Origin of the sequence: Eubacterium sp. Marseille-QA0814 (assembly GCF_965119675.1) — a bacterium.
Lineage (GTDB): Bacteria > Bacillota > Clostridia > Lachnospirales > Lachnospiraceae > Eubacterium_G.
Map to the genome: position 1 here is coordinate 429,569 of NZ_CBCPMG010000001.1, position 23,694 is coordinate 453,262.

General features: G+C 32.2%; 20 protein-coding genes and 1 tRNA gene. 14 read left to right on the forward strand and 7 right to left on the reverse strand.

What is annotated here, in order from left to right; genetic code table 11:
- Window positions 1–13: 13 nt before the first annotated feature.
- From ACQY63_RS01985 to ACQY63_RS01995, 3 genes are read left to right on the forward strand one after another with little or no spacing between them, the layout of a single operon-like run.
- Window positions 14–424, forward strand: coding sequence for a hypothetical protein (locus tag ACQY63_RS01985; protein ID WP_022164999.1), 411 nt, complete (start codon window positions 14–16; stop codon window positions 422–424).
- On the forward strand, window positions 405–1,568 hold the full coding sequence (locus ACQY63_RS01990; RefSeq protein ID WP_022164998.1) for a DNA/RNA non-specific endonuclease: 1,164 nt from the start codon (window positions 405–407) through the stop codon (window positions 1,566–1,568). Before ACQY63_RS01985 ends, ACQY63_RS01990 begins: the two co-directional genes overlap by 20 nt.
- A gap of 34 nt (window positions 1,569–1,602) precedes the next feature.
- Window positions 1,603–2,880 (forward strand): glutamate-5-semialdehyde dehydrogenase, encoded by a 1,278-nt coding sequence (locus ACQY63_RS01995; RefSeq protein WP_022164997.1) that lies wholly within the window; start codon window positions 1,603–1,605, stop codon window positions 2,878–2,880.
- A gap of 317 nt (window positions 2,881–3,197) precedes the next feature.
- Here the strand turns inward: ACQY63_RS01995 and argH are convergent, their stop codons facing one another.
- Window positions 3,198–4,571 carry an argininosuccinate lyase gene (gene argH, locus ACQY63_RS02000; RefSeq protein WP_022164996.1) on the reverse strand — a complete coding sequence of 458 codons (1,374 nt, stop codon included), beginning with the start codon at window positions 4,569–4,571 and terminating at the stop codon, window positions 3,198–3,200.
- Window positions 4,572–4,848: 277 nt separating this feature from the next.
- Here argH and ACQY63_RS02005 point away from each other — a divergent pair, with 277 nt between their 5' ends.
- On the forward strand, window positions 4,849–5,778 hold the full coding sequence (locus tag ACQY63_RS02005; protein WP_428244632.1) for a tRNA dihydrouridine synthase: 930 nt from the start codon (window positions 4,849–4,851) through the stop codon (window positions 5,776–5,778).
- Window positions 5,779–6,036: 258 nt separating this feature from the next.
- On the opposite strand, the gene htpG is transcribed toward ACQY63_RS02005, so the two are convergent.
- Together htpG and ACQY63_RS02015 are read right to left on the reverse strand one after the other, a co-directional pair.
- Window positions 6,037–8,025, reverse strand: coding sequence for a molecular chaperone HtpG (gene htpG, locus ACQY63_RS02010; RefSeq protein WP_428244633.1), 1,989 nt, complete (start codon window positions 8,023–8,025; stop codon window positions 6,037–6,039).
- A 214-nt stretch (window positions 8,026–8,239) separates the two neighbouring features.
- Window positions 8,240–8,695, reverse strand: a complete 456-nt coding sequence (locus ACQY63_RS02015; RefSeq protein ID WP_302690360.1) for a DUF5721 family protein — start codon at window positions 8,693–8,695, stop codon at window positions 8,240–8,242.
- 204 nt (window positions 8,696–8,899) lie between these two features.
- On the opposite strand from ACQY63_RS02015, the gene ACQY63_RS02020 reads away from it, so the two are divergent.
- The 9 genes from ACQY63_RS02020 to ACQY63_RS02060 all read left to right on the forward strand — a co-directional run bounded on the left by ACQY63_RS02020 (window position 8,900) and on the right by ACQY63_RS02060 (window position 16,827).
- Window positions 8,900–8,972 (forward strand) — tRNA-Thr (locus ACQY63_RS02020).
- A gap of 18 nt (window positions 8,973–8,990) precedes the next feature.
- Window positions 8,991–9,479: a hypothetical protein gene (locus ACQY63_RS02025; RefSeq protein WP_302690361.1), complete on the forward strand. Its 489-nt coding sequence runs from the start codon at window positions 8,991–8,993 to the stop codon at window positions 9,477–9,479.
- Between the two features lie 42 nt (window positions 9,480–9,521).
- On the forward strand, window positions 9,522–10,616 hold the full coding sequence (asd, locus tag ACQY63_RS02030) for an aspartate-semialdehyde dehydrogenase (RefSeq protein ID WP_022165709.1): 1,095 nt from the start codon (window positions 9,522–9,524) through the stop codon (window positions 10,614–10,616).
- 535 nt (window positions 10,617–11,151) lie between these two features.
- On the forward strand, window positions 11,152–11,844 hold the full coding sequence (locus ACQY63_RS02035) for an iron-sulfur cluster assembly scaffold protein (protein WP_022165710.1): 693 nt from the start codon (window positions 11,152–11,154) through the stop codon (window positions 11,842–11,844).
- Window positions 11,845–11,856: 12 nt separating this feature from the next.
- Entirely contained in the window at window positions 11,857–12,867 is a 1,011-nt protein-coding gene (locus ACQY63_RS02040; RefSeq protein ID WP_117999010.1) for a GGGtGRT protein, read from the forward strand.
- Between the two features lie 231 nt (window positions 12,868–13,098).
- Entirely contained in the window at window positions 13,099–14,562 is a 1,464-nt protein-coding gene (locus tag ACQY63_RS02045) for a leucine-rich repeat domain-containing protein (RefSeq protein WP_428244634.1), read from the forward strand.
- A 326-nt stretch (window positions 14,563–14,888) separates the two neighbouring features.
- A complete protein-coding gene (locus ACQY63_RS02050; RefSeq protein ID WP_428245271.1) occupies window positions 14,889–15,038 on the forward strand; it encodes a PF20097 family protein in 150 nt (49 codons plus the stop codon).
- Between the two features lie 68 nt (window positions 15,039–15,106).
- Window positions 15,107–15,238: a hypothetical protein gene (locus tag ACQY63_RS02055; protein ID WP_428244635.1), complete on the forward strand. Its 132-nt coding sequence runs from the start codon at window positions 15,107–15,109 to the stop codon at window positions 15,236–15,238.
- A gap of 206 nt (window positions 15,239–15,444) precedes the next feature.
- Entirely contained in the window at window positions 15,445–16,827 is a 1,383-nt protein-coding gene (locus ACQY63_RS02060) for a leucine-rich repeat domain-containing protein (protein WP_022165634.1), read from the forward strand.
- Here the strand turns inward: ACQY63_RS02060 and ACQY63_RS02065 are convergent, their stop codons facing one another.
- Window positions 16,828–17,325 (reverse strand): cation:proton antiporter, encoded by a 498-nt coding sequence (locus tag ACQY63_RS02065; protein ID WP_022165635.1) that lies wholly within the window; start codon window positions 17,323–17,325, stop codon window positions 16,828–16,830.
- A 256-nt stretch (window positions 17,326–17,581) separates the two neighbouring features.
- Here ACQY63_RS02065 and ACQY63_RS02070 point away from each other — a divergent pair, with 256 nt between their 5' ends.
- Window positions 17,582–20,203, forward strand: a complete 2,622-nt coding sequence (locus tag ACQY63_RS02070) for a translation factor GTPase family protein (RefSeq protein ID WP_022165636.1) — start codon at window positions 17,582–17,584, stop codon at window positions 20,201–20,203.
- A 150-nt stretch (window positions 20,204–20,353) separates the two neighbouring features.
- Here the strand turns inward: ACQY63_RS02070 and asnB are convergent, their stop codons facing one another.
- The 3 genes from asnB to ACQY63_RS02085 are packed head-to-tail and all read right to left on the reverse strand — an operon-like array spanning window position 20,354 to window position 23,629.
- Window positions 20,354–22,204 (reverse strand): asparagine synthase (glutamine-hydrolyzing), encoded by a 1,851-nt coding sequence (asnB, locus tag ACQY63_RS02075; protein WP_428244636.1) that lies wholly within the window; start codon window positions 22,202–22,204, stop codon window positions 20,354–20,356.
- A gap of 14 nt (window positions 22,205–22,218) precedes the next feature.
- On the reverse strand, window positions 22,219–22,824 hold the full coding sequence (locus ACQY63_RS02080) for a dipicolinate synthase subunit B (RefSeq protein ID WP_022165638.1): 606 nt from the start codon (window positions 22,822–22,824) through the stop codon (window positions 22,219–22,221).
- Complete coding sequence (locus ACQY63_RS02085; protein WP_022165639.1) at window positions 22,814–23,629, reverse strand: dipicolinate synthase subunit DpsA; 816 nt, start codon at window positions 23,627–23,629, stop codon at window positions 22,814–22,816. The genes ACQY63_RS02080 and ACQY63_RS02085 overlap by 11 nt, the downstream gene beginning before the upstream one ends.
- Window positions 23,630–23,694: the final 65 nt, after the last annotated feature.

Sequence of the window (23,694 nt, forward strand, 5' to 3'; positions counted from 1 at the left end):
GGGGTGGATTTATATGATAGCAATAGTATGTTTAGATGAAAATAACGGTATGTTCTTTAATGAAAGAAGACAGAGTAAGGACAGATATGTTATTAGAGACATTGTGCACATGGTAGAAAATAACACATTATATATTAACGAATATTCAAAGGAATTATTTGAAAATACACCGGCAAATATTCAGATTTCTGAAGATTATTTTAATCAGGTGTCAGACAATGAGTATTGTTTTATTGAAAATCAAATTGTTGATATTTTGAAGGCAAAAAAAGTTGTTGTATACAGATGGGATAAAGTTTATCCGGCTGACTACAAGCTGCCATTAAGACAATATAAGCTTGTTAGTACACTGGAGTTTCAGGGATATTCTCATGATAAGATTGTAAAAGAGGTATATGAGAGAAATGAAACAATCAAAAAGTAAATTAAAAAAGATTCTAATTACACTGTTTATATGTTTTGTTGTTTTGGGGGCGGTTAATGAAACAGACCCAAATTACAATGATAAAGCAGAAACAACAGTAGCTACAACAAAACAGACAACAAAATTTGTAGCAAAGAATATTGAAAATGTTAGTACCCAAAATACAAAAGCAAAAAATAAAACAAACAATAGTAGCAAAAGTAAGAATAAAAGTGGCAAAAGTAAAAGTAGTAAGAATAAAACATCAACTAATAAAAAGAGCATAACTGTCAAAAAGACTAGCTATAAAAATATAAATGTAAAAAGTCTCAAATTTAAAGGCAAGGCTTACACAGTTATAAATAACAACAAACCATATTTTACCAAGAAGGAAATAACAAAAAAATCCTTTGAGTTATATTCTTCATTAGATTCTCTTGGTAGATGTGGCGTGGCAGTTGCTTCAGTTGGTAGAGACATTATGCCCACACAGAAGCGTGGTGCAATTGGTTCTGTAAGACCTACAGGTTGGCATACAATAAAATATTCTTTTGTTGACGGAAAATATTTGTATAACAGATGTCATTTAATTGGCTATCAATTAACAGGTGAAAATGCCAACGAAAGAAATCTGATTACGGGAACAAGATATTTGAATGTTGACGGTATGTTACCTTTTGAAAATATGGTAGCCGACTATGTGAAGGAAACAAACAATCACGTAATGTATAGAGTGACACCTATATTTAGCGGTTCTGAACTTGTTGCACGTGGTGTCTTGATGGAAGGTTACTCTGTTGAGGATTCAGGTGCAGGCATTGAATTTAATGTGTATTGTTACAATGCACAGCCTGGAGTAAGTATCACTTACAAAACAGGTGATAGCAAATCAACAGGTAAATATTCTAACACAGAAGACAATGAAAATAATAAGAAATATTCAAATAATATTGGAAATAAAAATTCAGGTACATCAGGTTCAAAGAAATCCACATCAAGCAGTGGAAAAGTTGAATATGTTTTAAATATGAATACTCACAAATTCCATTTACCATCATGTAGCAGTGTTAAGCGAATGAGTGAGTCAAATAAGGGTATATATACAGGTACAAGAGAAGATGTTATAAATCAGGGCTATGATCCATGTAAAATATGTAATCCTTAAATATAATGCATTTATTGCAAGTTAGGAGTTGAGAATGAATATAAAGGAAGAGGCAAAGGCAGTCAAATTGGCTTCGCCTAAAATGGCAGGAACAAGTGAAGAAGCCAGAAATAAGGCGTTGCTGGAAGTAGTAAAACAATTAAAGGCAAGACAACAGGAAATTTTTGAAGCAAACGCAATGGACTTAAAACAGGCTGAAATTGATAAGGTTGCAGCACCTATTATTAAGCGACTAAAGTTTGATGAAACAAAATTAAGAGATGTAATTGCAGGCATTGAAGACTTAGTTAAACTGGAAGATCCTTTGTTTAAACAGGATATGCACAGACAGTTAGATGAGGGCTTGACTCTTTATAGAGAAACCTGTCCTATAGGTGTAATTGGCGTTATTTTTGAGGCTAGACCTGATGCCTTAATACAGATTTCATCCCTTTGCATAAAAAGTGGAAACTGCGTTATTTTAAAGGGTGGTAGTGAAACAATGAACAGCAACAGAGTGTTGTTTAACATAATTTACGAGGCTGTTATAAAGTCAGGTATGCCTGAAAACTGCATGCTTCAGTTAGAAGCAAGATCAGAAATTACAGACCTTTTAACATGCAACGAATCTGTAGATTTGCTTATTCCTAGAGGTTCTAATGCTTTTGTGCAGTATATTATGAATAATACAAAAATTCCTGTAATGGGACATGCAGATGGAATTTGTCATATTTATGTAGATAAAGAGGCAGATTTTAAGAAAGCCATTCCAATTATAATAGATGCGAAAACTCAGTATGTTTCAGCGTGCAATTCTGTAGAAACATTATTGATTCACAAAGATATAGTTGACGAATTTGTACCAAAGCTTTATGAAGCATTAAAAGAAAACAATGTTGAATTACGAGGCACAGAAGAAATCGTCAAATTAACAGGTTGCAATCAGGGAACAGAAGAAGACAACAGAAAAGAATACTTGGATTACATAGTATCAGCAAAGGTTATTAATTCATTAGATGAAGCCATTGAACATATTAATTATTTTGGCTCCCATCACACAGACTGTATCATTACAGAAAACAGTGAAACTGCAAATGAATTTATGAGATACGTGGATTCTGCCGGAGTTTATCAGAACTGTTCAACAAGATTTGCTGATGGTTATAGATATGGATTTGGTGCTGAAGTTGGAATCAGCACAAGTAAAATTCATGCAAGAGGTCCTGTTGGATTGGAAGGTCTTGTAAGTTACAAGTACAAATTATTTGGAAATGGAAATGTTGTTGATGATTATGCAAAAGGAAAGAGACAGTTCCATTTTAAAGACTTATAAGATATAGCAGGAATTCCATAAAAAATAATTTGAAAATGCATAAGAGAAATTCTAAAAGCAATAAGCTTATAAATAACATAATAAAAAAGGTTGTTTAAACTTTTAGGTGAACTGTTTTTTACAGTTATCACTTTATTTAAACAACCTTTTTTATAACCTTTTTAATAACTTATTTAAAAATCATTATTAATAGTTTTAACTTAAAAGTTATAGTTATAAGTTGTAAGTATAACTTTTAGAGTGTGTTTATTTGTAATATTTTTTTATCCTCAGATTCATAATAATATAATGTGTTATTATAAATTTTAGCATGAATATTATTTGTTTAAATATTCCTTGTAAATTTTAATGACTTTTTCCATGGCTTCAGGTCCCGGAGCACCGATAGTCATTCGCTTATTAACGCATGTTTCTAAGCTAATAGCTTCATATATATCGTCTTCAAATACAGGGCTGATTGCCTTATATTCTTCCAAAGTCATATCATCAAGGGCGATGCCTTTTTCTTCACAGAATAAAACTAACTGACCAACAATACCATGAGCATCTCTAAATGGTACCCCATGATTTACAAGATAGTCAGCAGCATCTGTAGCATTAGTAAAGCCATGCTTTGTGCTTGCTTCCATAACATCTTTGTTAAATGTCATTGTGTCAATCATTCCTGTAAATAAAAGAATACATCCTTTTACAGTATCAATAGCATCAAATGTAAGTTCCTTATCTTCCTGCATATCTTTGTTGTAAGCAAGTGGTAGACCTTTCATGGTTGTAAGAATTGATGTTAAGGCACCGTAAACACGACCTGTCTTACCTCTGATTAATTCTGCAATGTCAGGGTTCTTTTTCTGTGGCATAATACTTGAACCTGTGCTGTAAGAATCATCAATATTTACAAATCTATATTCGTTTGAATTCCAAATGCAGATTTCTTCGCAGAAACGGCTTAAATGCATCATTACTGTAGATAAAGCACTTAATAATTCAATAATGTAATCTCTGTCAGATACGGAATCCATACTGTTAAGAGTAGGGCCTGCAAAGTCAAGAAGACTGGCAGTATATTCTCTGTCTAATGGATAAGTAGTACCGGCTAAAGCACCTGAACCTAAAGGACAGTAGTTCATTCTATCGTAAATATCATCAAGTCTGTCTCTGTCTCTTTTAAACATTTCAAAGTAAGCTCCAAAATGATGAGCCAAAGTAATAGGCTGAGCTTTCTGCAAATGTGTAAAACCAGGCATAAATGTATTTGTGTTTGCTTCAATAACTTTTAAAAGTGAAGAGAGAAGGTCTTTTAACAACTGATTAATTTCAACAACTTCATCTCTTGTATAAAGTTTCATATCAAGTGCAACCTGATCATTACGGCTACGTCCTGTATGAAGTTTCTTGCCGGCATCACCAATTCTTTCGATTAAGTTTGCCTCAACAAAACTGTGAATATCTTCGCTTTCCTTTGTGAAAACAAGATTTCCATTATCTATATCATTCTTGATACCTTCTAATCCTTTAATAATCTGGTTCATTTCATCCTCAGAAATTATATTTTGTTTTCCAAGCATCTTAACATGGGCAATACTTCCACGAATGTCCTGTGCATAGAATTTCTGATCAAAAGAAAGAGACTCGTTAAAATTGTGAACTAACTGATTCTCTTCTTTAGTAAAACGACCACCCCATAATTTCATATGTATACCTCGCTTATTTCTCTTATTTTTAGTAGCTAATATCATAAAGATATATTAAGCTACAACTATAAAAGTATATCATTTTGACTGTTGATTTTCAAATATTCTTTTTTATTAGTGGATGTTAGTTATGTTTTATATTAATGGGTGTTAGTAGGTACTTTTTATAATTGTTAAATTGTCCGTTAAAATTGAATAAATAATGGCAGTGTACTTTGGAAAAAACTTTTGTTATACTAGAGCAGGCTAAAGATAAAAAGTAAAAATGGAGATAGATATGAAATTATATTTTGCACCGATAGATGGAGTGACAGGTCGTATATATAGAAATGCATTTACAAAGTTTTTTGTCTCACCGGACAAATATTTTGCACCTTTTATTTCTCCCTGTCATAATCCAAAATTAAAAGGAAAAGAAATTCGTGAGTTACTTCCCGAAAACAATGAAAATATTAATCTTGTCCCACAAATTATGGCAAATAATCCTGAATATTTTATAAAAGGGGCAAAGCAGCTTCAGGAAATGGGCTATAACGAAGTTAACTTAAATGCCGGCTGTCCCTCAGGTACGGTTGTGCCAAAAGGAAGAGGAGCAGGCTTCTTAAAAGACACAGATTTAATGGAAAAGTTTTTTGATGAAGTTTTTACCAAGCTTGATATGAAAATTTCTGTAAAAACAAGAATTGGAATCTTTGATGAAAGTGAATTTCCTGAGATAATGGAAGTGTACAATAAGTTTCCTTTTGAGGAAGTAATTGTGCATCCAAGAACCAGAGTTCAGCTTTATAACGGACTTCCCAACATGGAGAGTTTTGATTATGCCTACAAAGTAAGCAAAAATAAATTATGTTACAACGGAAATGTATTTTCGGTGGAAGATTATAATGATATTATATCAAATTATGATGTTGATTCTGTAATGTTAGGAAGAGGGTTGTTGAGAAATCCAAATCTTGTTAATGAAATCAAAGGTGGAGAGAAGATTTCCAAAGAAACTTTACGCCAGTTTCACGATAAGTTGTACGGGGATTTTGCTGGGGAAATGAGTGCTGACAAACATCTGTTAAATAAGATGATTGAAATGTGGAACTATTTGTCCTATGCAACAACAGACCCACATAAAACAGCCAAAATGATAAGAAAGTCTCAAAGTACATTTAAATACGAGAAGGCAGTAGAACAGATTTTTAATGAGTATGTGGTATAGAATATAAAAAACGATTAATTAAAAATAATATTTGATTTCTATATTTGTTAAAGAACCGAAAATTCAATAGATATCAAAAAATAAAGATTTAATAGTATAGACATAATAAAAAATCCATTACTTAACAAATGAAAGTAATGGATTTTTTGTTGTATAAATTAATATATAAATTTTTTTTAGCTAAAATTATTCGACTTAAACTATTCGGTATAAATTTTATTCAGCCCATAATATTCGCCCTAAATTACCTGACTCAAATTATTTAGTTAAAATTTTAAGAATTTTATTACTACGTTCAATAAATGCTGTCATGCTGTCAGGATTTAATGGAGTATGACTGATTAAAGCTAAATCATAAAGCTGCTTGCAAATAAGTTCAGTGTTCTCACCTTCAGGATTTGCAACAATGTATTTAACTAAATCGTTGTTAGCGTTAAGAGTTAATGTTTCTCCGGCACCGCCAAACATTGAAGGATCCATACCTGCCATACCATACATTTTCATCATATCCTGCATACGACGTGTTTCTTCAGAAACAGTAATCATTGAAGAAATATTTTCGTCTTTTAATTTCTGAACCTTAATAGTAACATCACGTCCAAGTGCTTTCTTGAATGCATCAGTAAGCTTGTCTGTTAAATCTTTTGACTCATCTTCGCTTAATTCTTCTGTGAAAGAATCATTAAGTTCATCATCAATACGTTTAAACTTAACACCTTCATTTTTGGCTTCAAGCTGTGAAATGAAAGGCTGGTCGATGTTGTCTTTTAAAATAACAGCATCAATACCATGATCCTTAAACATATTTACATACTGGCTTTGCTGTACAGGATCATTTGTGTAGAAAATAGTGTTTTCGTGTTTTTCCTTATTTTCTTCTAAAGCTTCTTTAAATGTAAGATATTTATTGTCTAAATTCTTAAAGAGAACATAGTCTGACATTTTATCGCAGAACTTTTCGTCTTTTAAGCAACCAAACTTGATGAATGGGCTAATATCATCCCAATATTTCTCGTAGTTTTCTTTATCTGTCTTACACATGCCTGATAATTTATCAGCAACCTTTTTAGTAATGTAATCAGAAATCTTTTTAACAAAACCATCATTCTGAAGAGCAGAACGTGATACATTTAAAGGTAAATCAGGACAATCAATAACACCCTTTAATAACATAAGGAATTCAGGTATAACTTCCTTGATGTTATCGGCAATAAATACCTGATTGTTATATAATTTAATTGTTCCTTCGATTGATTCGTATTCTGTATTAATTTTAGGGAAGTAAAGAATACCTTTTAAGTTAAATGGATAATCCATATTTAAATGAATCCAGAATAAAGGTTCCTTGTAGTCCATAAATACTTTATGATAAAAAGCTTTGTATTCTTCATCTGAACATTCATTAGGATGCTTAGTCCAAAGAGGAGTAGTGTCACTAATGCTTACAGGACGTTTTAATACTTTGGCTTTTTTCTTTTCAGGCTCAACTTCAACAGTTTCCTTTGTGCCGTCTTCGTTTTCTTTTTCTTCAGTTTTTGCAGGTTCTACAATATGTTCAACAACAGTATCTTTGTCTGTAACTTCTTCCTCTAAAATAGTTTCGTATTCAGGTTCCTTAGTTGGATCTGATAAGAAAATTTCTATAGGCATAAATGAGCAGTATTTATTTAAAACTTCTTCAGCTCGATATAAGTTACAGAACTCAACGCTGTCTTCATTTAAATAAAGAGTAATTTCTGTACCCCTTGTAGTTTTGTCTGAATCAGACATTGTAAAGTCCATGCCGTCTTCACAATCCCAAAGAACAGCCTTAGCACCATCTTTGTATGATAAAGTGTTAATTGTTACTCTGTCAGCAACCATAAAGGCAGAGTAGAAACCTAAACCAAAATGACCGATAATCTGGTCTTCAGATGTTTTATCTTTGTACTGCTCTAAAAATGCTTCAGCACCTGAAAAAGCAATCTGATTAATGTATTCGTCAACTTCATCTTCGGTCATACCTAGACCATTATCAATGAATGTAAGAGTTTTAAGTTCAGGGTTTGCTAATACCTGTATTTTGAATTCTTCATCGCTAGGGACGTTAGCTTCGCCAATCATGTCTAACTTCTTTAATTTAGTGATAGCATCACATCCATTAGAAACCAATTCTCTAAAGAAAATATCGTGGTCTGAATATAACCATTTCTTTATAATTGGAAAAATATTTTCGCTGTTAATTGATAAACTTCCGTTTTTTGCCATAACAAAATCACTCCTTTAAATATTTTAAAATAAGTAGTCTTAAAATAATAAAACTACTGTAGAAAATTAAATTTTATATTTATACATTGATTTTTTATCAACATAACTAATTTTAACGCACAAAAAACAAAAGTCAATAAAAAATTAGCACTCTACAGAGAAGAGTGCTAAAAATTTACTATTTGTTCATATTTTAATAAAAAATCATTAAAACTTACAGCAAATCACAGTTAAAATGTTCGCTAAGGAAGTTGCTGATAGTCTTATCCCAATATTTATCAAGGGTTTTGTCCATGGTGAAAGTGTTAATTGAAGTTCCTGTTATAATATGTAGGGAGTTGTCTTCAAACATAACATGTATGTAAAGACCACCAATTTCACTTTCAGATATAGCCATCTGGGATTTCGTTAAAATATCTGAATATTTAGTTTTGGAGAATGCAAAAACAAGTTTCATTTTGCTGGGAACCTTGTGTCCTTTTATCATTTCGAAAAATATGTGCTTAACGTCCCTCCAATATACAAATTCATCAGGAATTGCTTCCAGCTCATCGGCATTGTAAAACTTTTGATTAATACGCCCGTTAATTGTAAAAGTATTAGATGTATCAACCTCGCCTTCGCAAAGTAAAAAACTGTCAAAAGCATTGCCAATTAATAGTTTTTGCATAAAATTATTTATATCATTTATTTTTAAACTTATCATAATGTGTATTATAACAAAGTAAATTTATATGTTCAATGAATAATAGTAAGTAATTGCTAATTGCAATAATGTTTATTTTAGATTATAATTAATGACAGTTTTGGTGTGAATCAACTATATTAATAGGAATATAGTTGAATGATGCATTTATTGATTTGTTATCAATATGCTTCTGTAGCTCAGTTGGTAGAGCAATTGCCTCGTAAGCAATGGGTCACGCGTTCGAGTCGCGCCAGAAGCTTTGAAAAGGAGAAACTTCATGAAAGATGGTGTAAAAATATTCGGATTAAGGTCTGCAAAGGCGTATAAAATGATTCCGGCACTTTTGTATTATGCTGCCATGGCTTATTTTATTGGCGCATCTATTGTAGGAGAATTACTTCATTATAAGTTTGAAACAATAGATTATATATTAATGATTGAAAAATATCTGTTCTTTGCAATTTTATTTTTTAGTCCGTTGATTTTTTTATCAGACTTTAAATATAGAGAGAAGTTACCTCTTTTTAAGAAACATACATTTAGTTCTTCTTTGTCAGGTATGATAATTGTATGGATGTTTTGTTATTTTATGGCTCAGGTGTGTATCATGAATATGTCCGATACATGGGTACAAAGCAGAGATGCATACACTAAACAGATACAAATTGAAAGAGAAGAAAACATAAAGCAGAACAAGGCGAAAGAGTCAGCCACTGAAACGGTTACTGTTGTAGAGACTACCATTTCAGCACAGACCGGTAATTAATTTGTTAACAATTTATTTTAATTATATAGAGAGGATAGAAAAATGATTAAATTAGACAAAAAGTTAAAAGTAGGCGTACTTGGTGCAACAGGTATGGTAGGACAGAGATTTATTACTTTATTAGATAACCATCCATGGTTCGAAGTTGTTACATTAGCAGCTAGTCCACGTTCTGCTGGAAAGACTTATGAAGAAGCAGTTGGTGACAGATGGAAGATGACTGTTCCAATGCCTGAAAAAGTTAAGAAAATGATTGTACACAATGTAAATGAAGTTGAAGCAGTTGCTGAAACTGTTGATTTTGTTTTCAGTGCAGTTGACATGACAAAAGAAGAAATTAAGAAAATAGAAGAAGATTACGCAAAAACTGAAACACCAGTTGTTTCAAATAACAGTGCACATAGATGGACACCTGATGTTCCTATGGTTGTTCCTGAAATTAACCCAGAACATTATGAAGTAATTGAGTCACAGAAGAAGAGACTTGGAACTAAGAAAGGTTTTGTTGCAGTTAAACCTAACTGCTCAATTCAGAGTTATGCTCCTGTACTTACAGCTTGGAAAGAATTTGAACCAACAGAAGTTGTTGCAACAACATACCAGGCAATTTCAGGTGCAGGTAAGACATTTAAAGATTGGCCTGAGATGGTAGGAAATATTATTCCTTTCATTGGTGGTGAAGAAGAAAAGTCAGAACAGGAACCACTTAGACTTTGGGGTAAAGTTGAAAACGGTGAAATCGTTAAGGCTACATCACCTGTTATTACAACACAGTGTATCAGAGTACCTGTTTTAGATGGACATACAGCAGCTGTATTTGTTAAGTTCGCTAAGAAACCTACTAAGGAACAGCTTATTGAAGCATTAGAAAACTTCAGTGGAGAACCACAGAAATTAGAACTTCCAAGTGCTCCAAAGCAGTTTATTCAGTACTTAGAAGAAGATAACAGACCACAGGTTTCATTAGATGTTAATTTTGAAAACGGTATGGGCGTATCTGTAGGACGTTTAAGAGAAGATACAGTATATGACTACAAGTTTGTAGGCTTATCACATAATACTCTTAGAGGCGCTGCAGGTGGAGCTGTTTTATCAGCAGAGCTTTTAGTTGCAAAAGGATATATTGAAGCAAAATAATATAGATTCTTAGAAAATCATTTTAAGAGAAATATGAAAGATAGAAGTATTTTGGTATGAGATAAATATATCAGAATGCTTCTATTTTTTTTTGTATAATTAATTGTGAGTTTAATATAGAAGGGTGAATTTTTAAATTCACATTACGATTTTCGTCAAAATAACTGAAAATTAAATCCTTCTAATACAGCAAACAAAGGAATTACATGGAAATCAGAGCATTCTCAATGAATGGAAAGACAAAAGTGTATGGTGCATATTCTTCAGCAAAGAAAGTTAAAATTAAAAAATAATAAAATATAATTTTTACAAAAACTATGGACTGTTGGTTAAATTGTCGGCAGTTCGTAGTTCTTGTATTTTTTTTGTTAAATTTAAATTAAAGTATGGACTATTTTGTCATTTTATGAGAGAATAAAAACAAGTGTGGGTAATACTATCAACCCACAGGGCAAGCAGAAGTAATTCTAATATTACAGCTGCAATAACATGGAAATATTCCATAGTTTATATTTCGAAAGGAGTATTTATTCAAATGATTTATTCAAAAGAAGTTGAAATGATGTGCCCAGTAGCTAAGGGTGCAAAGCATGAACCTGCTCCAATTCCAGAAGAAGGAAAATGGGTTCACTCAAAAGAAATCAAAGATATTTCAGGTTTTACACATGGTGTTGGCTGGTGTGCTCCACAGCAGGGTGCTTGTAAGCTTACATTAAATGTTAAAGAAGGTATCATTGAAGAAGCATTAGTCGAAACAATTGGATGTTCAGGTATGACACATTCAGCAGCTATGGCAGCTGAAATTCTTCAGGGAAAGACAATTCTTGAAGCTTTAAATACTGACTTAGTTTGTGATGCTATCAATACAGCTATGAGAGAATTATTCTTACAGATTGTATATGGTAGAACACAGAGTGCTTTCTCAGATGATGGTCTTGTAGTTGGTGCCGGACTTGAAGATTTAGGAAAAGGTCTTCGTTCACAGGTTGGTACAATGTATGCTACAAAGGCAAAAGGTGTTAGATATCTTGAAATGGCTGAAGGCTATGTAACAGGTATTGCTCTTGATGCTGATAATGAAGTTATTGGTTACCAGTTTGTTAACTTAGGAAAGATGACAGACTTTATCAAAAAAGGTGATGATCCTACAACAGCTTGGGAAAAGGCAAAAGGTCAGTATGGTCGTGTTGATGACGCTGTTAAGATTATCGACCCAAGAAAGGAATAGGAGGTAATAATAATGGCATTATTTGAATCATATGAAAGAAGAATTGATCAGATTAATTCTGTTTTAAATAGTTATGGTATTGCTTCAATTGAAGAAGCTGAAAAAATCACAAAGGACGCTGGACTTAACGTATATGACATGATTAAGGGAATTCAGCCAATTTGTTTTGAAAATGCATGCTGGGCTTACACTGTAGGTGCTGCAATTGCTATTAAGAAAGGTTGTAGAAGAGCTGCTGATGCTGCTGCTGCAATTGGTGAAGGTCTTCAGGCTTTCTGTATTCCAGGTTCAGTTGCTGACCACAGAAAAGTAGGTTTAGGACATGGTAACCTTGGAAAGATGTTACTTGAAGAAGAAACAGAATGTTTCGCTTTCCTTGCAGGACACGAATCATTCGCTGCTGCTGAAGGTGCTATTGGTATCGCTGAAAAGGCTAACAAGGTTCGTAAGAAACCTTTAAGAGTTATCTTAAACGGTCTTGGAAAAGATGCAGCTCAGATTATTTCAAGAATCAACGGTTTCACATATGTTGAAACAAAGTATGATTATAAAGAAGCAAAATTAAACATCGTATACGAAAAGGCTTACTCAGATGGTCTTCGTGCAACAGTTAAGTGCTACGGTGCTGATGATGTTCAGGAAGGTGTTGCAATCATGCATCACGAAAACGTTGGTGTATCTATTACAGGTAACTCAACTAACCCTACAAGATTCCAGCATCCAGTTGCAGGTACATACAAGAAAGAATGTATCGAACAAGGTAAGAAGTACTTCTCAGTAGCATCAGGTGGTGGTACAGGACGTACACTTCATCCAGATAACATGGCTGCAGGTCCTGCTTCATACGGTATGACAGATACATTAGGACGTATGCACTCAGATGCACAGTTCGCAGGTTCATCATCAGTACCAGCTCACGTAGAAATGATGGGCTTAATCGGTGCCGGAAACAACCCTATGGTTGGTATGACAGTTGCTGTTGCAGTTAGCGTACAGCAGGCTGCTGATGAAGGTAAGTTTTAGTTAAATTAAATCATAATTTAAGGATTTTCCTTATGTAAAAAGAGGCATCTTCGGGTGTCTCTTTTTATTTAATAAAAAACGTTCCACTGGGGCACACTTGTGCGAGAAGAAAATAGTTGCGCGGCAACACGTATTCTTTGCTCTACAATAAAAACATTGTATAAGGTCGATTTATTTGTTAAAATGTTAAACAGTGGTAAACACATGATAAGAAAGAGGAGGAGAAAAATTATGGGTAAGTTTAAGAAACTATGTGCTATTGTTATGGTGTTAATAATGGCGTTTTCTGTAACACCAGAAAGTGTTTTCGCAGCAAAGAAAGTAAAATTGAATAAGACAAAGGCTACAGTATATGTAGGCAAGTCAGTTCAGTTAAAAGTGAACAATAATAGGAAGAAAGTTAAATGGTCTACTTCAAATAAGAAGGTAGCCATAGTAAGCAAGAAGGGTAAAGTAAAAGGAAAGAAAGTTGGTAAGGCAACAATCACAGCTAAGATTGGAAAGAAAAAATATAAATGCAAGATTACTGTAAAGAAGAAGGTAGTTAAGCCTAGTAAGAAAGTGACTGTAGGAAAATTAAAATTAAATAGTAGTGACGCAGTAGTTATTAAGAGAATAATTAAAGAGCAAAAGAGTAGGGGTAATACTTTTATTGAAGATGACTTAGCAAATAGTACCTTTGATAAAGCTGGCTATTTAACAGGATTAGATATACGAGTTTGGGGAAATATAGATTTAACAGGTTTAAATCACTTAGAAGATTTAAGTATTATTAGTGGTGATAGAATAACAGGTCTAATTGTAAAAAATAATCTTAAATTAAAGTCTTTAAGTATTGTTGCTAGTGAAAGTGCAAAGATAGAAAGTCTTGATGTTTCAAACAATAAGAATTTAGAGAAGTTATACTTAGTTGCTTGTGAAAAGTTAAATGATATTGATGTATCAAGTAATAAAAATTTAAAGTTTCTTACACTTTATGATTGTATAAGTTTAAGAAAAGGAATTGACGTAACTCATAATATTAATTTAGAGGAGTTAGATTGTAGTTATTCTAATATAACAAATTTAGATATATCTAAGAATAGTAAATTACGAAGATTAGATTGTTCTGATAATAAGTTATCATCTTTGGATGTATCTAAGAATAATAAATTAGAGGAATTAGATTGTTCTACTAATAAGTTAGAGTCAATAGATGTTTTAAATAATATAAATTTAGTTTCTTTAGACGCAGGAGGAAACAAGTTAAAAAGTATTGATGTTTCAAGAAATACAAGTTTAACAAAGTTAAATTTAGATGGAAATAATTTAAAAAGCGTTGATTTATCTAAAAATATATCTTTAGAAGTTTTAAATGTGGGGCTAAATGAACTAACAAGTTTAGATGTGTCTAATCTCACAAAGTTAAAAAGACTTGGGGTAGGAAATTGGGGGCGTTTTGATACTATTTATTATCCTTATAATACTATATCTACTTTAGATGTATCTAAAAATGTATTATTGGAGACATTAAATGTAGATAATTTACAGTTAACAAAGCTAGATGTATCAAAGAATACTTTATTATGGTCTTTATCTTGTGCTAGAAATAAGTTTACTACTTTAAATCTTACAAGTAATAAAAAGTTAATTTCCTTATGGTGTGATAGTAATGTTGCTATAACAGGATATACTGGTTCTGTTAACGGACATTAATTCAATATATGAGATTCAAAATAAATTTTAAATATTAGAGTCAGCACAAGCTGGCTCTTTTTATTTTAGATACTACTTATTTAGATATTAATAATAAAAATATTTTCTATATGATATGCCCAATCATAGAGTTTGGTAAATTTTTGTTATTTTTTATAAGTGGTAAAATGATGTTATAATTACTAATAAATATTTTAGGATTTAAAAATTAATTAAATTTGTACAATGTTTATTAATTTTAAAAGATGAAACTAGATACTATTTAAATACAAGGAGTGTAAAAAATGAAATGTCCGTATTGCAATTCGAAAATGTAGAAAGGTGAAATAAATCAAGACAGATATCCTTTGAAATGGAAATCAGAAAATCGTAGTGTGAAAAGTGTAAAACTTACCAGTTTACTAACAAAAACATATGTTGAAGCATATATGTGTGGAGAGTGTAACAAGATTATAATTGATATTAATGAAAATTAATATATAATCTGACAATGTTAAATGAACAAGGTGATAATATTATTTTTTTCTATGAAGAATATAAAAGAATGAAATCGAGAATTGAACTTTTGGAAATTCTTGCAGAAGCCGAGAATGACGTAAATAATAAAAGAACAACATCAATAGCTGAAACATTTGATGATTTAAGACAGATGTTGCAGAAAAGTAAAAGCATCTAGCTATTGTTAGATGCTTTTTGAGTATACTTTAATATTTGTTAAATTATACAGATTTCTTTTTTACAATTTGTAATTCATATCCCAATGTAAGAACCCCTATAAAATTTTGAAACCTCTATAAAAACGACACTTTACACCTATAATAGCAATTTGCTATCATAATAAACAAGGCATTATGCTATTAATAAAAAACGGAGGGAAGTAAAATGGCTAAGCTAAAGAAACTATGTGCTATTGTTTTGGTGATTGTTTTGGCATTTTCTGTTACACCTGACAGTGTTTTTGCAGCAAAAAAAGCAAAAATTAGTAAGACAAAGGCAACAATTTATGTTGGCAAAACAAATAAATTGAAAGTGAAAAATAATAAGAAAAAGGTTAAGTGGTCAACATCAAACAAGAAAGTAGCAAAGGTAAGTAAAAAAGGTAAAGTAAAAGGAATTAAGGCAGGAAAAGCAACAATTACCGCTAAAGTTGGTAAGAAAGCTTATAAGTGCAAAATTAAAGTAAAGAAAAAGAGAAACAAAAAATCTAATATCAAGAAGCCTGTTATTAAGCCAGCAGAGTCTGAGACTACAGTTGAACCTACAACGAAAACGGAAGAAACAACAACTCCGGAAGTTACAACAAAACCGGAACAGCCTACAATTGACGAATCTAAGCTTAATGAAAAAGATAAAAAAGCTTTAAAGGATATAATTGAGAATATCAAATCAAGTGGTGTAGACATTAGCAACAATATGGGTGATAGTGATTACACATGGGATGAAAGTGGCAATCTGGTTGGTATAGATTGGACAGACAAAGAGTTAAAGGGCACATTAGATTTATCAGGTTTGGATTCCCTTAAAGATGTTAATTGTAACAATAATTTGTTGACTGATATTAAGGTTTCGGGAAATGCAAGTTTAGAAGAACTATATTGTGATTCTAACAAATTAGAAAAATTAGATGTTTCAAACAATGAGAAATTAAAAGAGTTATCCTGTTCGAATAATGAAATTACAGATTTGAAAATTTCAGGAAACAAGAACTTATCAAAATTAAGTTGTGGTGATAACAAAATAGAAAATCTTGATATTGCTGACAGTGAGAATTTAACAGAGTTTTATTGTTATAATAACCAGATTACAACGCTTAACATAAGTAATCTTGTGAAATTAACTCGTTTGTATTGTAACAATAATAAATTGTTGGCATTGGATATTTCAAATAATAAGCAGCTAGAATACATCGATTTAGGAAATAATAATTTAACAGTTTTAGATGTTACAAACAACGAAAAATTGACCAAGTTATTCTGCTACAATAATCAGTTAAATCAAATTGATTTGTCAAAGAATGGAGAGATGGCAATGCTTGTTATAAATGACAATCAATTAACTAATTTAGATTTGAGTAATAATAGCAAATTAACAGAGGTTTATTGTTACAACAATCAGCTAACCAATATTAATGTTTCAAATTGCAAGGAATTAACAACTTTATATTGTAATAACAATAAATTAAATTCAATTGATGTAACTAACAATACTAAATTAGAAAATTTTAAATATGATAAAGGTGTAGACATTATTGGATACACAAAATAATTACATAATAAGATACACCAAATAATTGTATAATCTAGATAACAAAAGCCGATGACATACACCAAAGTATGAATCGGCTTTTGTTAGTTCGTAGGATGGCACACTTAGTATAACGCTATCCTGTACACAGATTACAGTATCTCCATTTGGAACAATAGTATCCCCGGCACGTTTTATCATTATTGAGAATACAATGGAAGCTGCACCTCTTAAACAGGCAAAGGTTGAAAGGAAAATTGCTTTAGAAGCCATTGCTTTTGCAGTGGACCATTTAGTGTTAAAACCACCGTAAAACATTATAAAACTAAGAGCCACTGTATAAATTTCTTCAGCTATAGTGTAATTAGAAAACTGAATTTTAAATAACCCGTCGCAACCAAACAACATTCCTATTCCCATAAAAAGAATAAGTGCCGGTAAGCCAAAACGCCCTGAAAATTTATCTGCTAAAATACATAGAAATAGAATTATGGCTACAAAAATAATGTAAATTGTCAAATTATCTCCCCCTTATATTTTTTAGTTTTCAATATACCATCATAAATTTTACATTCAAAGTTTCTATAGGGAAATTTGTTAAATAAATTAAGTCAATACAAAACTAAACAAAGTAAAAATATGCAAAAAACAAAGTTTTTATGCTAAAATGTTATAGGAAAATATCAGAAAATACTGAAATATAAAAAAGTAAATAAGAATCATATAGAAAAATAGCACAAATAATTATATGAAAAATAAAACGAGGAATTAATACATGAAAAAAATTACAATTGGAATTGTGGCTCACGTAGATGGTGGAAAAACAACATTGTCGGAGGCACTTTTATATACAACAGGAAAAATCCGCAAGCTTGGAAGAGTAGACCATAAGGACGCGTATCTTGATACATTTCAAATGGAACGTGACAGAGGAATTACTATTTTTTCTAAGCAGGCAGTTATGGAATACAAAGACATGAGACTGGTTCTCCTTGATACACCGGGGCATGTGGACTTTTCAGCGGAAATGGAGAGAACTTTATCTGTTCTTGATTATGCAGTTTTAGTTGTTAGTGGAAGTGAGGGTGTTCAGGGACATACTGAAACCTTATGGAAATTATTGGACAAGTATCAAGTGCCTACTTTTATTTTTGTAAACAAGATGGACATGCCAAATGTAAGTGGAGATTTTCTTTTGCACGAGTTAAAAGATAAATTTGGAGATGAAATTGTAAGATTTCCAGTAGGTGTGGGAACATACGAAGACATAGCAATGTGCAATGAAGATTTGCTGGAAGATTACATGAATGGAGTGGAATTTACAGACACTACTATATCTGAGCTTGTTTGTAACAGAGAGTTGTTTCCATGCTATTTTGGCTCGACCCTGCAACTTGACGGTATAGAGCAGTTGATGGAAGGCTTATATAGTTACACTTATGAGCCTATATATAATGAAAGCTTTGGGGCAAAAATTTATAAAATAACCAAAGACAACAATAATAACAGACTTACCCACATGAAGATAACAGGTGGTAGTTTAAAGGTAAAGGATCTTTTGACAGGGCAAAACGGTGCAAAAGAGTGGAGTGAAAAAGTAAATGAAATTCGTGTTTACTCAGGAGAAAAATATGACGCAATAGGAGAGGCTTTACCGGGTGATATTGTTGCCGTTACAGGTCTTAATGAAACATATCAGGGAGAGGGATTAGGCTTTGAACATGAGTTTATTGAACCAAGTCTTATACCGGTATTGGCTTATAAAATAATAGTGCCAAGTGGAATAAACATTAATCAGGTTTATAAACAGCTTAAGGAAATTGAGGAAGAAGAGCCAACTTTAAAAATCACTTGGAATGAAGAAAAACAGGAATTAACAGCTAATGTAATGGGAGCAATTCAAATAGAGGTTCTGAAAAATATAGTAAAAGAGCGTTTCAACTTAGACATAGAATTTGGTGCCGGCAGTATTTTGTATAAAGAAACAATTATGGAAGCTGTAGAGGGAATTGGTCATTTTGAACCACTTAAGCATTATGCAGAAGTACATCTTCTATTAGAGCCGGGACTTCCAGGTAGTGGTTTAACCTTTAACACAGCCGTAAGTGAAAATTTATTAAGCAAAAACTGGCAAAGATTAATTCTTACACATTTACAGGAAAAGAATCATAGAGGTGTTTTAACAGGTTCACCAATAGCAGATATTTCCATTACTTTAATAGGTGGAAAAGCTCATTTAAAACACACAGAAGGTGGCGATTTCAGACAGGCAACTTACAGGGCTGTGAGACAGGGCTTAAAGAAGGCAAAATCAGTTTTGTTAGAACCATATTATGATTTTGTTTTAACAGTTCCACAGGAGAATGTAGGTAAAGCCATGACTGATATTAGCAATATGGAAGGCAACGTAAATCCCCCTGAAACCAAGGGAGATAAGTGTATTCTTACAGGTTATGGGCCGGTATCTACAATGTGGAACTATATAAATGATGTAAATGAATATACTCATGGTTTAGGTTCTTTAACATTGAAATTTAAAGGCTATGCACCATGTCATAATGCAGATGAAGTAATTGAAAACATAGGCTATGATAGCGAAAGTGACTTGTCAAATCCTACAGGTTCAGTCTTTTGTGCCCATGGTGCAGGTTTTAATGTGCCTTGGAATGAAGTTGAAAATTACATGCACGTAAAATCTTCAATTAACTTAAATGACGTTTTAGATGAAAGCAATCAGGTAGAAGATAACGTCAAAGTAAATGTTACACACAGGAAAAAGTCAGATTCATATGCAACTGATAAGGAATTAGAGGCTATTTTCGAGAAAACTTTTGGGCCGATTAAACGTAAAAAATATTCAGAAACCAAAGTTAAAACATACAATAAACCTACAAAAAAATATAAGGGCAAGGAAAATAATAATTTGCCTGAATGTGTTTTGGTTGACGGCTATAATATTATTTTTGCATGGGATGAACTGAAAAATATTGCCTCGAAAAACATAGATGGTGCCAGAGACAGACTCCTTGATATTATGTCAAACTATCAGGGCTATAAGGAGAATACGGTTATTGTTGTATTTGACGCATATAATGTGAACAGACACAAGGAAACAGTTTATAAACATAATAATGTTTATGTTATCTTTACAAAAGCTGCTGAAACTGCAGATATGTATATTGCGAAAACTACCCATAAAATGGCTAATAAATACAGGGTTACAGTTGCAACATCTGATGCCTTAGAACAGTTAATTATTATGGGGCATGGCGCCCTTAGAATGTCAGCTATGAATTTTAAGGAAGAAGTAGATTTGGTAAATAAGAAGATTTCTGAGAGCATTAATAAAGAATCAAAGTTAGACAATTATTTGCTGAAAGACATTAATATTGATTAAGTAAAGTTGGACAAAAGAGATAAATCACCGATTTTGGATTGATTTATCTCTTTATATTTTAATAAGAAAAGACTTTAGAATTTCTTATTAAAAAGTTCAACTAGGAACGTACGCTCCCACGAAATAAAAATAGTTACGCGGCAACATGCATTACGGCTGTATACTATATTTTCGTAACCAGTAGCCAATTTGTAGAACGTAAGCAAGCATCTGTGGACCTGCCATTAACTGACCGTACCAAGGCTTGCCGTAGTCCTTTGGACTTTTAATGAAAGAAGAAAGCTTTTCTTTGTCAATAATATCACGAAGAGCTGAATTAGAATCAAACTCCTCCATTACCATTTGACCTAAGAGTTTTTCGTAATTAGGATCATAGGTTTTAGGGTAAGGTGTTTTTTTCCTATAAAGAATTTCGTTAGGTAGATATTTTTTTCCACATTCTACTAACAGACTTTTAGGCTGATTTTTGTAACATTTATATTCCCATGGAACATTGAATACATATTCAAGTATTCGGTAGTCAGCAAAAGGAACTCTTGCCTCAAGACCTGAATACATGCTACATCTGTCCATTCGGTTAAGAAGTGTCATCATAAACCATTTAATATTAAGCCAGGTTACCTTTCGTCTTAAAGTTTCTGTTTCGTTTTCTTCTTCTAAAAATTCACATTCATTTACTGAATTTTGGTAGGCGGTTGCCACATATTCATCAATGTTAAGCTCATTTATAAAATCATCTTTAAATAAAAAAGTTCGTGCAGACAAATCGTATGACCATGGGAAAGAATTTTGCTCAAGCATTTCTTTACGGTGAAACCAGGGATAGCCACCAAATATTTCGTCAGCACATTCACCGGTTAAGGTAACTTTACATTCTCTGGAAACAAGATTACAAAAATATAACATGGAAGATTCCACATCAGCCATACAAGGCATATCTCTGGCATCAACTGCTTTAAAAAGACATTCTATCTGATTCTTATTATTGCATTCTAAATAGTGGTGTTTACTGTGAAGATAGTCCTTCATAATATCCACATAAGGTCTGTCTCTTGTTGTTTGAAAAGAATTAGCCTTGAAATTAATGTTGTTGTCTACAAAATCAAAGGAGTAAGTAGCAAGGCTTTTTTCACCAAGATGTTTATTTACAATAGAAGAAACTAAGCTGGAGTCCAAGCCACCTGACAAAAAAGTACAAATAGGTATATCAGAAACCATTTGATTTTTTATACTGTCTTCTATTAAAAAGTTTGTATGCATAACAGTGGCATTGTAGTCATCCTTATGGATTTTGCTTCTAAGCTTCCAGTAACAATAATCTTCAAGAATAATCTTTTTATCTGGTGTTAATTTTATGGTTAAATAATGTCCTGATAATACCTCATGAATATTTTCAAAAACTCCATTGCCCGGAGTATGAGCCGGACCTAAACCGATAATCTCACACCAACTGCTTTTATTTAAACGGGGTGTGATACCGTAGGCGAAAATCCCTTTTATTTCTGATGAAAAAACAAACTGAGAACCGTCAAAATAATAGAACAATGGCTTAACACCAACATGATCTCTTACAATGGTTAGTTTATTGTTTTCATATATAGCAAAGGCGAAAATCCCGTTTAATTCTTTGAAAATCTTTGGTCCAAATACAAGATAGCAGTAAAGAATTATTTCGGTATCGCTAGTTGTTCTTAAGTCAATGTCATAAGCAGCCAGTTTATTTTTTAATTGATCAGTGTTATAGATTTCTCCGTTATAAGCTATGGTTGCACGTTTTCCGTTATATTTTCTTGTCATAGGCTGGGCACCACCTTTAATATCACGAATGGATAAACGGGTATGAGCCAAACCGCAAAAACCTTCCATAAATATTTCATCATCATTAGGACCTCTATGTTTGATAGAGTCCCTCATGTTTTTTAGCTTACCTGTGAGAAGCTTGTAAGAATAGTCTTTAAAAACATTATGCTTTATTTGATAAAAACCAGCAATACCGCACATATAATTCTCCCTTTTTATAAAATAGTAACATGTGGACTTTTGATAACAGGCTGGATTTGGCGTCCAATTAATGCCTTTTCAATTGTGTCTTCAATTAAGTCCACATGGGCAATCATTGAATTTGGTTTCTGTATATAATCATCCTGGCCAAAAGGCACAAAATAAATATTTTTCGTATTTAATAATATTCCTATGTTTTTCAAATTCATACCAAGAGCATCGTTAGTACTTAAGAAAATAACTAAAGGTCTGTTGTTTCTAAGATGTGCTTTAGCTGCCATTAAAACCGGTGTATCGCTAATACCGTTTGCAAGTTTTGATAATGTGTTACCGGTACAAGGGGCAATTACAAGTATGTCAAGCATTGATTTTGGCCCAATTGGTTCGGCAGCGGGGATGGTTGTAATTGGTTCTTTTTTGCTGATTTCCTTTGCAAGTTTTAGGAAATCTTTTGACTTCCCAAAGCGGGTGTCGGTAGTCGAAGCGTTGTCAGAAAAAATTGTAAAAATATTGGCTTTAGTGTCTGCAAGTCTACGTAATTCTTCAAAAACTTTTTTGTAAGTGCAGTAAGAACCGGTAATACCTATACCAATGTTTTTACCAACAAAGTTATGACTCATTTATCTCAGTCCTTTCTAAATATGAAATAATGCTTTTTGCAATTAATTCCCCGGCATTCTTTGGTGATGTTGCACCTGGTATGCCAGGGCATGTAATTAAAGATAAATGATTTTTACATGCTAAATCTTTATTGAACCCAAAAGGCTGAGAAGAAACATCGAAAAGAACGGTGTTTTTTGAAAGTAAAGAGTAATGTTTATCTGAAAGTATAGGCTGTGGAACTGTATTTATTATTATGTCAAATTTATTTAGATGTGTATCAAAATCCTCTAATTGTACAGTTTTAAAACCATTAGCCCTAGCACCAATTAAGTGAATTTCCGTATGGTCATAAAAGGTGACTTTGCCGCCTAAGGCATTTAATTTTTTGCCAATATTTGTACCACAGTTACCGTAACCTAGAATAAGAATTTCGGAATTTTCAATGGCAAAATCAGTATTTTTTATGATATGCATTATTAGTCCTTCAGCCGTTAAAATAGCATTTTTCCAAACTATATCATCTAATTGAAGTGTGTCTACGAATTTGATATTTGTTATTTTTTTACAGGCTGTAGGAATATTTCCACCAAAAACAATTTGGTTTGGTTTTAAAAGTGATAAAAATGTTCTTAGTGGAAAGCTGGAGTAAAAGTCACAGTTAATGAATTTTTTGTTTTTGCAAAAAGGAGTAGAACATACAAGTATATCATCGTTATTAAAATCCATTGTACTTTTTAAATAGGCGTTATAGCCATGAGTTTTAAGGTATTTTAAAATATACTTTTGACGTTTGTCACCGGATAAAATAGCAATAGGTTTCATATTCACCTCCATGGTATAAACTATGCAGATTAAAAAATAAAGTGAAAAAAATATAAAAATGTTGT